This is a genomic window from Aliiroseovarius salicola, from assembly GCF_027891095.1.
In the GTDB taxonomy this organism is placed as follows: Bacteria; Pseudomonadota; Alphaproteobacteria; order Rhodobacterales; family Rhodobacteraceae; genus Aliiroseovarius; species Aliiroseovarius salicola.
In genome coordinates this window covers 123,857-137,161 of record NZ_JAQIIO010000004.1, presented here as the reverse complement: position 1 = coordinate 137,161, position 13,305 = coordinate 123,857, and the positions used below count along the sequence as shown (strand labels likewise).

The 13,305-nt window shown below is 54.8% G+C and carries 14 protein-coding genes; 8 read left to right on the top strand and 6 right to left on the bottom strand.

Annotated elements, in window-relative coordinates; all coding sequences use genetic code 11:
* Positions 1-57: 57 nt before the first annotated feature.
* Positions 58-429: a tellurite resistance TerB family protein gene (locus tag O2N63_RS09115; RefSeq protein WP_408629807.1), complete on the top strand. Its 372-nt coding sequence runs from the start codon at positions 58-60 to the stop codon at positions 427-429.
* Positions 430-691: 262 nt separating this feature from the next.
* Here the strand turns inward: O2N63_RS09115 and dacB are convergent, their stop codons facing one another.
* The 3 genes from dacB to mgrA form a co-directional block, all read right to left on the bottom strand.
* The gene (gene dacB / locus O2N63_RS09110) at positions 692-2,158 is read right to left on the bottom strand and encodes a D-alanyl-D-alanine carboxypeptidase/D-alanyl-D-alanine endopeptidase (protein WP_271053954.1); all 1,467 of its coding nucleotides are present in this window, start codon (positions 2,156-2,158) and stop codon (positions 692-694) included.
* A gap of 139 nt (positions 2,159-2,297) precedes the next feature.
* Positions 2,298-2,906, bottom strand: coding sequence for a nicotinate-nucleotide adenylyltransferase (locus O2N63_RS09105; protein ID WP_271053953.1), 609 nt, complete (start codon positions 2,904-2,906; stop codon positions 2,298-2,300).
* 34 nt (positions 2,907-2,940) lie between these two features.
* Positions 2,941-3,972 (bottom strand): L-glyceraldehyde 3-phosphate reductase, encoded by a 1,032-nt coding sequence (gene mgrA, locus O2N63_RS09100; protein ID WP_271053952.1) that lies wholly within the window; start codon positions 3,970-3,972, stop codon positions 2,941-2,943.
* A 76-nt stretch (positions 3,973-4,048) separates the two neighbouring features.
* On the opposite strand from mgrA, the gene ettA reads away from it, so the two are divergent.
* The 3 genes from ettA to O2N63_RS09085 all read left to right on the top strand — a co-directional run bounded on the left by ettA (position 4,049) and on the right by O2N63_RS09085 (position 6,780).
* Positions 4,049-5,704, top strand: coding sequence for an energy-dependent translational throttle protein EttA (gene ettA, locus O2N63_RS09095; RefSeq protein WP_271053951.1), 1,656 nt, complete (start codon positions 4,049-4,051; stop codon positions 5,702-5,704).
* Positions 5,705-5,708: 4 nt separating this feature from the next.
* Positions 5,709-6,287, top strand: coding sequence for a hypothetical protein (locus tag O2N63_RS09090; protein WP_271053950.1), 579 nt, complete (start codon positions 5,709-5,711; stop codon positions 6,285-6,287).
* A 331-nt stretch (positions 6,288-6,618) separates the two neighbouring features.
* On the top strand, positions 6,619-6,780 hold the full coding sequence (locus O2N63_RS09085) for an RSP_7527 family protein (protein WP_271053949.1): 162 nt from the start codon (positions 6,619-6,621) through the stop codon (positions 6,778-6,780).
* 6 nt (positions 6,781-6,786) lie between these two features.
* On the opposite strand, the gene O2N63_RS09080 is transcribed toward O2N63_RS09085, so the two are convergent.
* The 3 genes from O2N63_RS09080 to O2N63_RS09070 all read right to left on the bottom strand — a co-directional run bounded on the left by O2N63_RS09080 (position 6,787) and on the right by O2N63_RS09070 (position 8,078).
* Entirely contained in the window at positions 6,787-7,167 is a 381-nt protein-coding gene (locus O2N63_RS09080) for an acyl-CoA thioesterase (protein WP_271053948.1), read from the bottom strand.
* A gap of 87 nt (positions 7,168-7,254) precedes the next feature.
* Positions 7,255-7,683: a homoprotocatechuate degradation operon regulator HpaR gene (gene hpaR / locus O2N63_RS09075; protein ID WP_271053947.1), complete on the bottom strand. Its 429-nt coding sequence runs from the start codon at positions 7,681-7,683 to the stop codon at positions 7,255-7,257.
* Complete coding sequence (locus O2N63_RS09070) at positions 7,680-8,078, bottom strand: hypothetical protein (RefSeq protein WP_271053946.1); 399 nt, start codon at positions 8,076-8,078, stop codon at positions 7,680-7,682. The genes hpaR and O2N63_RS09070 overlap by 4 nt, the downstream gene beginning before the upstream one ends.
* Positions 8,079-8,377: 299 nt before the next feature.
* Between O2N63_RS09070 and O2N63_RS09065 the strand changes: the two genes are divergently transcribed.
* From O2N63_RS09065 to pdxR, 4 genes are all read left to right on the top strand, one after another.
* Positions 8,378-9,076 (top strand): glutamine amidotransferase-related protein, encoded by a 699-nt coding sequence (locus O2N63_RS09065; RefSeq protein ID WP_271053945.1) that lies wholly within the window; start codon positions 8,378-8,380, stop codon positions 9,074-9,076.
* A gap of 541 nt (positions 9,077-9,617) precedes the next feature.
* On the top strand, positions 9,618-11,003 hold the full coding sequence (locus O2N63_RS09060) for an aminotransferase family protein (protein WP_271053944.1): 1,386 nt from the start codon (positions 9,618-9,620) through the stop codon (positions 11,001-11,003).
* 92 nt (positions 11,004-11,095) lie between these two features.
* Positions 11,096-11,686, top strand: coding sequence for a GNAT family N-acetyltransferase (locus tag O2N63_RS09055; RefSeq protein WP_271053943.1), 591 nt, complete (start codon positions 11,096-11,098; stop codon positions 11,684-11,686).
* 54 nt (positions 11,687-11,740) lie between these two features.
* Positions 11,741-13,204: a MocR-like pyridoxine biosynthesis transcription factor PdxR gene (gene pdxR / locus O2N63_RS09050; protein WP_271053942.1), complete on the top strand. Its 1,464-nt coding sequence runs from the start codon at positions 11,741-11,743 to the stop codon at positions 13,202-13,204.
* The last annotated feature ends 101 nt before the right edge of the window (positions 13,205-13,305 follow it).

Here is a 13,305-nt window from a genome sequence, read left to right as displayed (position 1 = left end):
ACCCCCGTGCAAGACATTCCCCATTCCCTCACGGCGCAAGACAGTCTTGTGGCTGTGATGATGGCCGTATCCGCCTCGGACGAGGAGATTACATCGGCTGAACTTCTGACCATCGAGCGGGTGGTCAACCACCTGCCGGTCTTTGCAGATTACGACCCGGATCGTATGAAAAATGTCTCGCAAACGGTGTTTGACCTGTTTGCCGTCGAAGATGGTCTGGATGCATTGTTTGGTCTGGTGCGCGACAACTTGCCTGAGCATCTGTGGGAAACCGCCTATGCGCTGGCCTGTGACGTGGCCGCATCGGACGGTGTTCTGCACGGGCCAGAGCTTCGCATCCTCGAAGAAATCCGCTATGAGCTGAATATCGACCGACTGCATGCCGCCGCCATTGAACGCGGTGCCCGTGCCCGTCATATGGTGTTGTGACTGGTCTAATGTTGCGGCTGGCCTGTCTGCTGGATAGGATGAGTTGAAGTTTCCAAAGGGGCCGTGCGGCCCCTTTTTCAATTTTTCACCTCAGTTTGGGCGACAAATGCTGCGGGCATTGAGCCGCCCTGAAATCGCGCCGCTCGCAAATTTACAAAGATTAAAGTTTCGGATTTTCACTCATAAAAAGTTTAAATTTTTGGAAACCACCCCTTGCAAAAGTTTAAAGAATCCAAATCGCATTCCAGCACCACAAAACCGCTCAACTTCCGTAAAGCGCAGCCCAGCGGTTGAGGAGTTGATACTGGAGCCAACGCGACCGCGTGCTCCAGGTTCTTGCCCCTGGGGGCCGTTCGCGGTCGGCCCGTTTGATCGATTTGCGTTTGTCCATATCGGCGGTGAAAATTGCAAAGGCCAAGGGGGTTCCATCTGCCCCGGTGACAAATCCGGACAGCGCAGAAACAAAGTTCAGTGTTCCGGTTTTTGCACGGATCTTATGACCCGCGCCTGCAAGTTTTTTACCGTCTTCGCCACGTGGGGTGATCTCTTTCATAAGCCCGTGAAGCGCATGATCCGGGCCAAGGTTTACCAGCAAATCGACCATATCATCCGCTGAAATCCTCGATGCATCCGACAACCCGCTATGATCGACAAAGCGTGCTGATTTTAAACCATATTTTTCTTTTGCCCACTGCGACATAACCCGCCCGGACGCGGCCAGTGTACCCGGTTTGGCACTGCGCCTCTGGCTCGCCATCACACCGATGACTTCTGCTGTCAGATTGGTGGAATATTTCAGCATCTGACGCGCGATCACCCCGAGATCCTCACTGCTGTCGCGCGCGATTTCGGTTCCATTGATCGCAGATTTGCTTTCGACCGGTTTGGGAAGTTTGACCCCATATGATTGCGCCAGGACTTGAAACACTTCGGCGGTGTAAAGCGCAGGTTTTCGCACGGGCAACCAACGCGATCCCCCCTTGCCCAGCGCGCCACGCGCGACCGTCCAATTGTCCACCCCAGACACCGCTTTGTAAGTATAGATCGGGGCTTTGCGGTTGACGACTTTCATCCGCGCCGACGTAACCGCAGGCTTGAACCGATCAGACCGCGCATCCATCGCAACCGCATAGCTGTCACCTGATCGTTTCCATTCGAAATACACGCGGTTGTAATTCAGGTTAAGCCCGGAAATCGCGGGGTTATAACCCAGATGATCCGGTTGCTGAGGGTCAATGGATTGCACATAAGGCAAATCGTTTGCTTTGTAACGAAACCTTCCCGTTATTCCTTTTATACCCTTTGTTTTCAGGGCCTTGGCGAGCTCCGCAAGCTGGTTGGTGTCAAGGGTTGGATCCCCTCCCCCAACGAGGACAAGATCACCTTGGATCTTGCCTCCTGTAATCGGGCCGGTTGCAATAATTCGGGTCACAAAGCGATGCCCGCTTCCCAAAGTTGCCAGGCCATAAGCGGTTGTTACGGCCTTCGCCACCGAAGCAGGAGGAAGATCCAAGGTAGGATTGCGTGCCTCCAGCACCAACCCGGTGCGGGCATCTGCCACAACAAACCCGATTTGCCCTGAAAGATTGGCCTTTCCCAGAAGGGTATCCAGCTCCGACACCGTGCGTTTGATGGCGTCACTTGGGCGTGGTTTCGGGACAAGACTTGTCGTTGGTGCATTGGCCAGTGCAGAAGACGACAACGCCGCGGCGGTCACACTGGCGCTCATTCCAATCAACAGCCCGCGCCGTGTCATTTTTCTGCTCGTAGGAGTTCGGGTCATCTGGCCTTCACGGTCATGAGTTTCACCTTCGAGTTAACCGGGGCAAATGAGGAAATTCAAGCTCTGATCATCAAGATGACGGAGACTAATCGCGATTAGACCACTTGCCGTCCGCGCGGATTTGGGAAGAAGAGATATCGCGCATGGGCGCATTGATCAGGGTCCAGGCCGGAGCAACCCGGTGGGACAATTTCTGGGCTTCTCGTCCCCGGATCCGAGCATCGCGATAGATCAGCGCAGCGGGGGACATACGTGCCTGAACCCGATCACCGGGACGCGCGATCACCCCCACAGGAACATGATCCATGATCCAGCGCCAATTGTCCCAATGATGAAACCCTGCCAGATTGTCGGCCCCCATCAGCCAGACGAACCGCACACCGGGGTAAAGTTCCATCAAGGCTGCGAGCGTTTCGGCGGTATAACGCGTACCGGTATGTTCCTCGATACGCGTAATCTCGACCCGCGGATGCTGCATCACCTCTTTAGCGCGCTTCATTCGGCTCCCAATCGGCGCAGGACCACTTTGTTTCAATGGGTTACGCGGGGAAATCAACCACCAGACCCGGTCCAGCCCAAACCGCTTCAACGCTTCCCGCGTGATATGTGCATGGCCTTCGTGGGCCGGATCGAATGACCCGCCCAACAACCCAATCACCTGACCGGGCACGGCATATGGAAGTTCGTGACGCATTTGACAGCTTCTGCCTGACACCAATTGTCCCGACCTATTCCGTCTCGGAAGACGCGGCCCAGAGATTGACCGTCTCTTCACTGATGCAAGCGTCGATCTCACGCAATTCATCTGCCGAGAATTCCAGACAATTGATGGCCGCGGCACAATCAATAACTTGTTCGGGACGCGATGCCCCAATCAAAGCTGAGGTGATCCCTCCTTCGCGAAGAACCCAGGCCAATGCCATCTGCGCAAGGGTTTGACTCCGCCTCTCGGCAATCTCAGCCAAGGCTCTGAGACTGTTCACCACATTGTCAGATACCAGTTCGGGTGCCAGAGATTTGCCCTGGCTGGCACGGCTGTCCCGCGGGATGCCATTCAAATATTTGCCCGTCAGCAATCCCTGTGCGAGCGGCGTGAATGCAATGGATCCAACGCCAAATTCGCGCAAGGTATCCTTCAACCCATCCCGCTCGACCCAGCGGTTCAGCATATTATAGCTCGGTTGGTGTATGACGCAGGGCGTGCCCAGATCTTTCAGGATTGAAACCGCTTCACGTGTGCGCTGGCTGTTATAGCTTGAAATCCCGACATAAAGCGCGCGTCCCGAGCGTACGATATGGTCCAGCGCGCCCATGGTTTCCTCCAGCGGGGTCTCGGGATCAAACCGGTGGCTATAAAAGATGTCCACGTAATCTACACCCAGACGTTTCAGGCTCTGATCGCAGGAGGCGATCAGATATTTGCGACTGCCCCATTCGCCATAAGGTCCGGGCCACATGTCGTAACCAGCTTTCGAACTGATGATCAGCTCGTCTCGATATCCCGCAAAATCGGTCTTCAGGATCTTGCCGAACGCTTCTTCAGCACTCCCCGGTGGTGGACCATAATTATTGGCCAGATCGAAATGCGTGATCCCGCGGTCAAATGCCGTCCGGCAGATCTCCTGCTTCAATGCATGCGGGAAATCATGACCGAAATTGTGCCACAGACCCAGACTGATCGCCGGAAGCTTCAATCCCGACGCACCACATCGGCGATATTCCATCGTTTCATACCGGTCTTCGGCGGGATGGTAGCTCATGTGGTCTCCTTCGGGATTGCCCTGCGCTCTTTGTCTAGCTAAGACAGCCGGAAGTCAAACACGAGGACGTATCCCTATGGCCGCTTATCAATATGTCTACCACATGGACGGGGTTTCCAAGACCTACCCGGGTGGCAAGAAATGTTTCGAAAATATCCGCCTGAGCTTTTTGCCCGGCGTGAAGATCGGTGTGGTCGGTGTAAACGGCACCGGTAAATCGACCCTGATGCGCATCATGGCCGGTATGGATAAGGACTTCACCGGCGAAGCCTGGGCCGCCGAAGGGGCCAAGGTCGGCTATCTGCCGCAGGAGCCAGAACTCGACGCGTCTCTCGACGTGCGCGGCAATGTGATGCTGGGTGTGAAAGCCAAGAAAGACATCCTTGATCGTTACAATGAACTGGCCATGAACTATTCGGACGAAACCGCCGAAGAGATGGCCAAGCTGCAGGACGAGATCGACGCACAGAACCTCTGGGATCTTGACGCACAGATCGACGTGTCGATGGAAGCGCTGCGCTGCCCGCCAGATGACGCGGACGTGTCGACGCTTTCAGGTGGTGAGAAACGCCGGGTGGCGCTCTGCAAACTGCTGCTCGAACAGCCAGATATGTTGCTATTGGACGAACCGACCAACCACCTCGACGCCGAAACCATCGCATGGCTGCAACAGCACCTGATCGATTACAAAGGCACCATCCTGATCGTCACCCACGACCGCTATTTCCTCGATGACATCACCGGCTGGATCCTTGAACTCGACCGTGGCTCGGGCATTCCCTATGAGGGCAACTACTCTTCGTGGCTGGAACAAAAGGCTAAACGGCTCGCGCAGGAAGCCCGCGAAGACAAATCCAAGCAGAAGACGCTGGAACGCGAGCTGGAATGGATGCGTCAGGGCCAAAAAGCCCGTCAGGCAAAATCCAAAGCCCGGATCGCCGCCTATAACGAAATGGCCAACCAGTCCGAGCGGGACAAGGTGGGCCGCGCCCAGATCGTCATCCCAAATGGCCCCCGCCTTGGTGGCAAGGTGATCGAAGTCACCGGTCTGAAGAAACACATGGGCGACAAGCAGCTCATTGAAAATCTTGACTTTTCCTTGCCGCCGGGCGGGATTGTCGGGGTCATCGGCCCCAACGGCGCCGGTAAATCGACGCTGTTCAAAATGCTGACCGGGCAGGAACAGCCCGACGACGGCACAATTGAGCTGGGCGACACCGTACAATTGTCTTACGTTGATCAGTCCCGTGATGATCTGAATGCAAATGAAACCGTTTGGGAAGCGATTTCCGGTGGTGCCGAGATCATCGAACTGGGCGACGCGCAAGTGAACTCCCGCGCCTATTGCTCGTCCTTCAACTTCAAGGGCGGCGATCAGCAGAAGAAACTGAACCTTCTGTCGGGTGGCGAGCGCAACCGTGTTCACATGGCGCGTCTGTTGAAAGAGGGCGGCAATGTGCTGCTGCTCGACGAACCGACCAACGACCTCGACGTGGAAACGCTCCGCGCGCTGGAAGACGCGCTGGTGGATTTCGCGGGCTGCGCCGTGGTCATCTCGCACGACCGCTTCTTCCTCGACCGGATCTGCACCCACATCCTCGCCTTCGAAGGCGACGCCCATGTGGAGTGGTTCGAAGGCAACTTTGAGGATTACGAAGAGGACAAGAAGCGCCGGTTGGGACCGGATGCGCTGGAGCCCAAGCGGTTGAAGCATAAGAAGTTTACGAGGTGATCATTTGATTTTCAGCTCCGAGGAAAGCCGGGAAGACATTCTCGGCTACCTTGAAAACAGCTCTCAAGCACAAGACAACCTGCTCGCCATGGCATGCATGGGGGCGGCGTTTTGTTCAATCTGCACTTTCGAGGACCTTGTAGTTGGCTTGATAACTTCGTCAAAAGCACAAATTGGGAAGGTGCCAAACTCAGATGCAGAAGCCTTTCTACAGCGTTACGAAACAGCTACCGGTGCGACCTTGGGAAAACTTATTTCGGCGCTTGAGCAAAGTGGAATAGAAGGTCGCGATATTGCTTATTTAAGGGCGATTGCACGAGTCAGAAATGACTTTATTCACCGGTTCATGAGCAACGCCCCTTTACCTGGCGACTGGGATAGGTACGATTTCACCCTTGAACGTTTCTCAAGTTACACTCTGTATGTTCAAAGACACCTATTATTCGCTCAGAGCCACTTGTCAAAAATCTTTGTGAAACATGGGCTCCTTGTAGGTCATTTTGGCTCTTACGGTGCACTGTTATGGCACCCAGACGACCCACTTCAGAACTGTAGTGACAGCACAGTTGAAGGTACCGATTAGAGGTTTCTTTCCCAAGAGAGTACTAGTTCAGCCCAAATAAAGCATAGTTGGACATTGGACGGCAGCTGACCCGAAGGGTTGGCGTGGAGCGCCCACCCTGTGGGGGCGGGTCATCTCTCGGTGATTGCAAGCAATCACCTGCCGATCAGTGGGGCGCTGTCCGGCGTGCCACCGGACGGATCGTTAGCAACCGCCAATCGCACTCATTCAATCAGGCCAACCTCCCCCCTTGCATCCACAACATAACCGGTATTCCCATTTTCGCCGGTGTATCCCCCGGCCTCCCGCCCTATCTGTTCGGCAACTGAAAACAGATGAAATGAGACCGGTCATGGACCAGATCCAATACAAACCTCTGAGCCACGAAGAAATGAATGAGATCATGCGCGAGGCCCGTAAGGCTCAAGGCGAAGCGCTTGCGTCGGCTTTCCTCGCATTGTTCCGTTGGATCGCCCATCCACGCGTTCCGATGCTGGGCCAGCGTCACGCCTGAGTGATATCAGCCCTGGTCGACCGATTGCGGTCGGCCATCGTCATTCAGTGCCACAAAGGTAAACACCCCTTCTGTGACCTTATGCGCAGACCGGCCCCGGTCGCGTTCAGACCAGGCTTCGAGATGGATGGCAAGCGAGGTGGTGCCGATGCGGCCGACCTCTCCGTAAATACAAAGTACGTCGCCCACTTTCACTGGTGAGATGAACTTCATCGCGTCGACGGCCACGGTGGCCACCCGGCCCCCTGCCCGTTCAGCGGCAAGCACGCCCCCCGCGATGTCCATCTGGCTGAGCACCCACCCGCCGAAAATATCCCCGGCGATATTGGTGTCTTTCGGCATCGCAAGCGTGCGCAGGATGATGTTGCCTTCGGGTTTCTCGGTCATGGTCCGCTCCTTATTTTTTAATGAGCGTATGCAATCCCGCTGCCAGAGCAAGCAGGTCGCAGCGTCACAAGAAAACTGCCTTGGTTCTCAGTGATACTCGGCCACTTCGCGCAGCTCGGTCAGAAGATCCAGCAGGGTTTCCATCTTCTCTTCGCCAAACCGTCCTTCAAGATCTTCATAGATCACCGCAGATTTGACCGACATTTCCTGATATTTTTTCTCACCTGCCGGTGTGATCTTGACCCGGCGACGACGACCATCCTTGTCACCCACCCGCTCGATGAACTCGCGTTCCGTCAGGTTTTTCAGGATCCGGCTCAGGCTGGGCGGCATCAACACGCAACGGGACGCGAGTTCCGTGGCGCAGCAGGGTTTACCTTCGGCCAGCACGCGGATCACCCGCCATTGCTGTACAGTCAAGCCGATCTGATCAAGCTCGTGGCGAAAGGGTTTCAACGTGGCCTCGCGGGCATGCAGGAGCGCAATCGGCAAGGCGCGATCAAGGGTTTTCATCATCGGCTGGTCCTCTTTCGGATGTCCGTATGAGCTGAGGTCCAGCATAAACGGCCCGTCCCGGTTTTGATTTCCTGGTCCTGAGCGCTAAGGGTGATTGGTGTCGGGATCAGCTGCGGGCGCAGCTGGATTTCAAACACCTTGCAGGCTCGATTTCCGATGCTTTCGCGCACAGCATCAAAATGGCCTTGTCCCACCCTCAACATCTCTCTCAGGAATTGACAACGTTCTGTGAAACCCATGATGGCGTTTATTCCGACCTCAAGGTTGCGCATATGATCACCGCCATATCGGCATTCTGCAAATGCGACAAAAGCACCCCGCAGATGGTTTACCAAGGCGCGCTGTTTGGCGCCCCTGTTCAACCCAAAGCCAAATTCAAATGGCAAATGCGGCATGCATCCTCCTTGTTGAAACGAAGCCCATGGATCCATCCTTCGCGCTTCATTTCGATCAGCACAGAACACCCCACATGAGCGGGGCGCGTCAGATCTAACGCGTTAAGAATTTCCCCACCTTGCCCTAGATCAAATTGGCACCTCAGGTCGCGGTAAAAAACATGAGCCGTGACTTGACATGCCGAACTTACCATCGTCGTTTGGCAGGGACGCAGTTCAGGTGCAGGAAGCAAAATATTGATTGCGTTTGAGCAGGCAAAACAGTGAAAGTCGAGGCCACAATGCGTATCGCCGTCCTGATGACGAATACTGACGAAAGTGAATTTGCTCAGGCCCACCCCACCGAAGGGGACAAATGGCTGAAGCTTATCGCCCCAAAGCGGCCAAACTGGATTTTCTCGACCTTCTCGGTCAAGGATCATCATTTTCCGAATAACGAAGAACAATTTGATGGGTGGATTGTCACCGGCAGTCCAGCCTCTGTGCATGACGCGGAGAAATGGATCGAAGATCTGCTTGCCCTTCTCAGACGGATCACCCTGCGCCGCTCACCATTATTTGGGGCCGGTTTTGGCCATCAGGCCACTGCCCTGGCTCTGGGTGGATGCGTCGAAGAGAACCCAAACGGTTGGATCTTTGGTTCAACTGAAATGATTATCACGGCCCCTCCGCCCTGGATGCGGGCGAAACGGATTTGGCAATATGGCGCGCATATCGAACAGGTCACCGAACTACCGGACGAGGCCAAAGCCATCATGTCCCACAAAGGTTGCCAGATCGGAGGCTACGTGATCGGTGATTATGTATTCACGACACAAAATCACCCGGAAATGAGTGACAAGTTCTTTGCCGGGCTTGTTGAGAGCTCGATTGACAGCAAACCACTGGAGATCGTTGAAAAAGCGCGCAAATCCCTACCTCTGGGTGCTGACAATGGTGTCTTTGCCGATTGGATCATTCGCTTTTTTGAGCGCGATTTCGACCCAAATGACATGTGAGGCATTGTGCTTTTCAGGCAGCATGAGCGAAAAGGCCCGCAGTCGAACCACCACTGTCAGACCAATAGCGCACTTGCGACTACCATCGTTGCCGCACCATGATTTTCGATCTGATCCCACCAATAGATTTGGTTTAGATGCCACAACAATCCAAACGAGGCGCGTCGCATTTTCCAAATCAACAACTTCCTGTTAGGCCAATTAAATTGAGGCACTGCGGCCTTCCATCATTGTGTTTCGTTCACCGCGTTGCCTTACGTCACTTCGCTATGACCAACTTCGAAAAGATTGAAATTCACAAAATTCACATGAGCAATCAAAAAACATTTTAATCTACCATATTCAAACATATCCAAACCTCATGGCGTTTCCACGTTTGAACTGACCCGGCACCTTGGCCCGCCGCCCCCTTCTGGACATAAACAAAGAGCCTTCTGGCCCTATTCACACGCTCCCCATTCTGGCCTGATAATTTGATCAAAGAATCAACAAATCCGCCCCCTGCATGTGGATCGGCGGCGCAGCTTAAGGAGGTCCAGTCATGGATGGTGGATTGAACGACAACGACATCAGCAAAGTGATTGAAGCTGACAAGGCACATGTCTGGCATCATCTGACCCAGCACAAACCGTTTGAAACCAGCGACCCGCGCATCATTGTCGAAGGCAAGGGCATGCGTGTCTGGGATCAAAACGGTAAGGAATTCCTTGATGCTGTTTCAGGCGGAGTGTGGACCGTGAATGTAGGCTATGGTCGCACCGAAATCGCGGATGTGATCCGCGATCAGCTGGTAAAACTGCCCTATTTTGCGGGTTCTGCTGGCTCGATCCCCGGCGCAATGTATTCCGAGCGTCTGATCTCGAAGATGCCGGGCATGAGCCGCGTGTACTATACAAACTCGGGGTCGGAAGCGAACGAGAAGGCCTTTAAACTGGTGCGCCAGATCGCGCACAAGCGTTACGGCGGCAAGAAGACCAAGATCCTTTATCGCGATCGCGACTATCACGGATCGACGCTGGCCACCATGTCGGCTGGCGGTCAGGACGAGCGCAACGCGCAATACGGTCCCTTTGCCCCTGATTTCATCCGTGTTCCTCATTGCATGGAATACCGCGCCCAGTGGGATCTGTCCGGCGAAGAATATGGCCAGCGCGCCGCCGACGCGATTGAAGAGGTGATCTTGGCTGAAGGCGCAGACACTGTTGGTGCGCTCTGCCTCGAACCCGTCACCGCAGGTGGTGGCGTGATCACCCCGCCCCCGGGCTATTGGGAGCGCGTGCAGGAAATCTGTGCAAAGTACGACATCCTGCTGCATATCGACGAAGTGGTTTGCGGTGTAGGCCGCACCGGCACCTGGTTCGGTTATCAGCAATACGGCATCAAGCCCGATATTGTGACAATGGCGAAAGGTGTGGCCTCAGGCTATGCGGCAATCGCATGTTGCGTGACCACCGAAGAGGTGTTCGATATGTTCAAAGAAGACATGTCGGATCCATTAAGCTATTTCCGCGACATCTCGACTTTCGGTGGCTGCACCGCGGGGCCGGCTGCAGCTCTGAAAAACATGCAGATCATCGAAGACGAAAACCTGCTCGAAAACTGCGTATCCATGGGCGACCGCATGCTGGGCAATCTCCAGGCGCTGATGGAGAAGCACAAGGTGATCGGCGATGTGCGTGGCAAGGGCCTGTTCCTTGGCGCAGAGCTGGTATCTGATCGCGGTACCAAGGAACCGGTTGCGGAAAAGGATGTGGGTGCAGTTGTGGCCGAATGCGGCGCACAAGGCGTGATCATCGGCGCCACCAACCGCTCGATCCCCGGCCTGAACAACACGCTTTGCTTCAGCCCGGCCCTGATCGCAACCGCCGATGATATTGATCGGATTACAGAAGCCGTCGACAACGCCCTGGGTAAGGTCTTTGGCTAACGGTTCAATCCAACAAAAATATGGGCGGGTCTTGCAAACAAGGCCCGCCCTTTTCCTGTGCGGATGATCGCAGTCTATCGAAAGTTCACCCCATGTGGCCAACGCCTATAACCCTTACCGGGCAGCATGTGATGCTTGCCCCCCTCTCGCATGAACATCTGACCGACCTGCAGGAAGCCAGCGCAGACGGCGAGTTGCATCGCCTCTGGTACACTTCGGTGCCTGCGCCCGAGGACATGGAGGCAGATATTTCACGTCGTTTAGCGCTTCAGACGGCGGGGTCGATGCTCCCTTTCACTGTCATGACGTCCAACGGAAAACCGGTAGGAATGACAACCTACATGAACATTGATGCGACCAACAAACGCGTTGAAATTGGCTCAACCTGGTATCGAAAATCCGTTCAACGCGGACCACTTAACACCGAAGCGAAGCAACTGCTGCTGTCACATGCGTTTGAAGAGCTGAACTGTATTGCGGTGGAGTTTCGCACCCATTTCATGAACCGGCAAAGCCGCGCTGCCATAGAACGTCTCGGAGCAAAACTGGACGGGGTATTGCGCAGCCACATGCTTGGACCAGAAGGGTCGCTTCGCGACACGGCTGTTTATTCGATCATCAAGTCAGAGTGGCCTGCGGTAAATCAGAACCTGACCTGGGCGCTGAAACGGCCGCGCGACTGACGCATGGCATTACACCAGATTGATTCTGACCTAAGTCCAGATTAAACTGAAATCATGTCAGTTCCTGTCGAAACCTTCTTTCTGGACCCAGATGCCCAAGGCACGCTGCAAGCCCAGATCCAACAGATGATCGCCGAGGCGATCCTGTCGGGGCGCTTGCCGCGCGGTGAAAAACTACCGTCCACACGCGCCTTGGCGAAACATCTCGGCGTCAGCCGTATCACTGTTACGCTGTCTTATACAGAACTACAGGCGAGTGATTACCTGACCTCAAAAGGCAGAAGTGGCTTCTATGTCTCTGATAACGCACCGGAACCACCAACATTCCAACCCCGCAATCAGACCGAAGACAGAATTGATTGGAGCCGGGCGATCGGCAATTCGTTCCGAGAAGTCAGTACACCTCAAAAACCGCAGGATTGGCGGCAACATCGTTACCCCTTCACATACGGCCAATCGGATGAAACCCTGTTTGACCATAACTCCTGGCGGCTGTGTGCGCTGAAAGCACTTGGACAGAAAGACCATGATTCCATGGTCCGGGATTATTATGACCAGGATGATCCAGAGCTGGTTGAATTCATTGCCCGTCATATTCTCCCTCGCCGCGGAATTTTGGCACGGCCTGAAGAAATCCTGATCACGTTAGGCGCGCAAAACGCGCTCTGGCTGTCAGCACAGATCCTGCTGACCCAACGGCGTACAGCAGCCATCGAAGACCCTTGCTATTACTCCCTTCGCGATATTCTGATGCAGAGCCGCTGCCATCTGGAACCCGTACCCGTCGATGCAGACGGAATGCCACCCGAAGCGCTTCCGGATGAGACGGATGTGATCTTTTCCACGCCAAGTCACCAGAGCCCGACCACCGCCACGATGCCGCTGGAGCGGCGCAAACGGCTGTTGGAACGGGCCCGCGAACTCGATGCGCTGGTTGTGGAAGATGACTACGACTTTGAAATGTCGTTTCTACACCCCCCGTCTCCGGCACTGAAATCGCTGGATAAAGAGGGTCGGGTGATCTATGTGGGCAGCTTTTCCAAATCCCTTTTTCCAGGGCTTCGTCTTGGTTATCTGGTTGGGTCAGAACCATTCATACGCGAAGCCCGGGCGTTACGCTCGACCGTTCTACGCCACCCACCCGGCTTGATTCAGCGCAGCGTCGCCTATTTTTTGTCACTGGGGCATTATGATGCGCTGATCCGGCGGATTGGTGCAGCATACGAAGATCGCCGCAATGTGATGGAAGAGGCAATTGAAAAACATGGCCTAACTGTTTCAGGAAGCGGTGTTTTTGGCGGATCTGCCTTCTGGATGGAAGCCCCTGAAAATGTGAACACGCTTGAGCTGGCCGCCAGGCTGAAAGAGAAATCCGTTCTGATAGAGCCAGGAAAGCCATTTTTCGCAGGTGAGAACCGTCCACAACACTTCTATCGCCTTGCCTATAGCTCAATACCGGCTGACCGGATTCCCACAGGGATTTCTCTGATCTCTCAAGAGATCTCCAATCTCACCTGACTTGGCCTCATCCGGCCTTTCAATCTGGCCCTATAGGTCCCCCCTTTCACTGCCGTATTGTCCTTGCAACGAATAAAGGGCCATGTGCCACGCTTGTGATA

Bases quoted from the DNA above. Each gene is read 5' to 3' on its own strand.
- dacB (WP_271053954.1), bottom strand. From the start codon at position 2,158: ATGAGCGCCAGTGTGACCGCCGCGGCGTTGTCGTCTTCTGCACTGGCC.
- pdxR (WP_271053942.1), top strand. From the start codon at position 11,741: ATGTCAGTTCCTGTCGAAACCTTCTTTCTGGACCCAGATGCCCAAGGC.
- ettA (WP_271053951.1), top strand. From the start codon at position 4,049: ATGGCCGCTTATCAATATGTCTACCACATGGACGGGGTTTCCAAGACC.
- hpaR (WP_271053947.1), bottom strand. From the start codon at position 7,683: ATGATGAAAACCCTTGATCGCGCCTTGCCGATTGCGCTCCTGCATGCC.
- O2N63_RS09060 (WP_271053944.1), top strand. From the start codon at position 9,618: ATGGATGGTGGATTGAACGACAACGACATCAGCAAAGTGATTGAAGCT.
- O2N63_RS09080 (WP_271053948.1), bottom strand. From the start codon at position 7,167: ATGACCGAGAAACCCGAAGGCAACATCATCCTGCGCACGCTTGCGATG.
- mgrA (WP_271053952.1), bottom strand. From the start codon at position 3,972: ATGAGCTACCATCCCGCCGAAGACCGGTATGAAACGATGGAATATCGC.
- O2N63_RS09065 (WP_271053945.1), top strand. From the start codon at position 8,378: ATGACGAATACTGACGAAAGTGAATTTGCTCAGGCCCACCCCACCGAA.
- O2N63_RS09105 (WP_271053953.1), bottom strand. From the start codon at position 2,906: ATGCGTCACGAACTTCCATATGCCGTGCCCGGTCAGGTGATTGGGTTG.
- O2N63_RS09085 (WP_271053949.1), top strand. From the start codon at position 6,619: ATGGACCAGATCCAATACAAACCTCTGAGCCACGAAGAAATGAATGAG.
- O2N63_RS09115 (WP_408629807.1), top strand. From the start codon at position 58: ATGATGGCCGTATCCGCCTCGGACGAGGAGATTACATCGGCTGAACTT.
- O2N63_RS09070 (WP_271053946.1), bottom strand. From the start codon at position 8,078: ATGCCGCATTTGCCATTTGAATTTGGCTTTGGGTTGAACAGGGGCGCC.
- O2N63_RS09055 (WP_271053943.1), top strand. From the start codon at position 11,096: ATGTGGCCAACGCCTATAACCCTTACCGGGCAGCATGTGATGCTTGCC.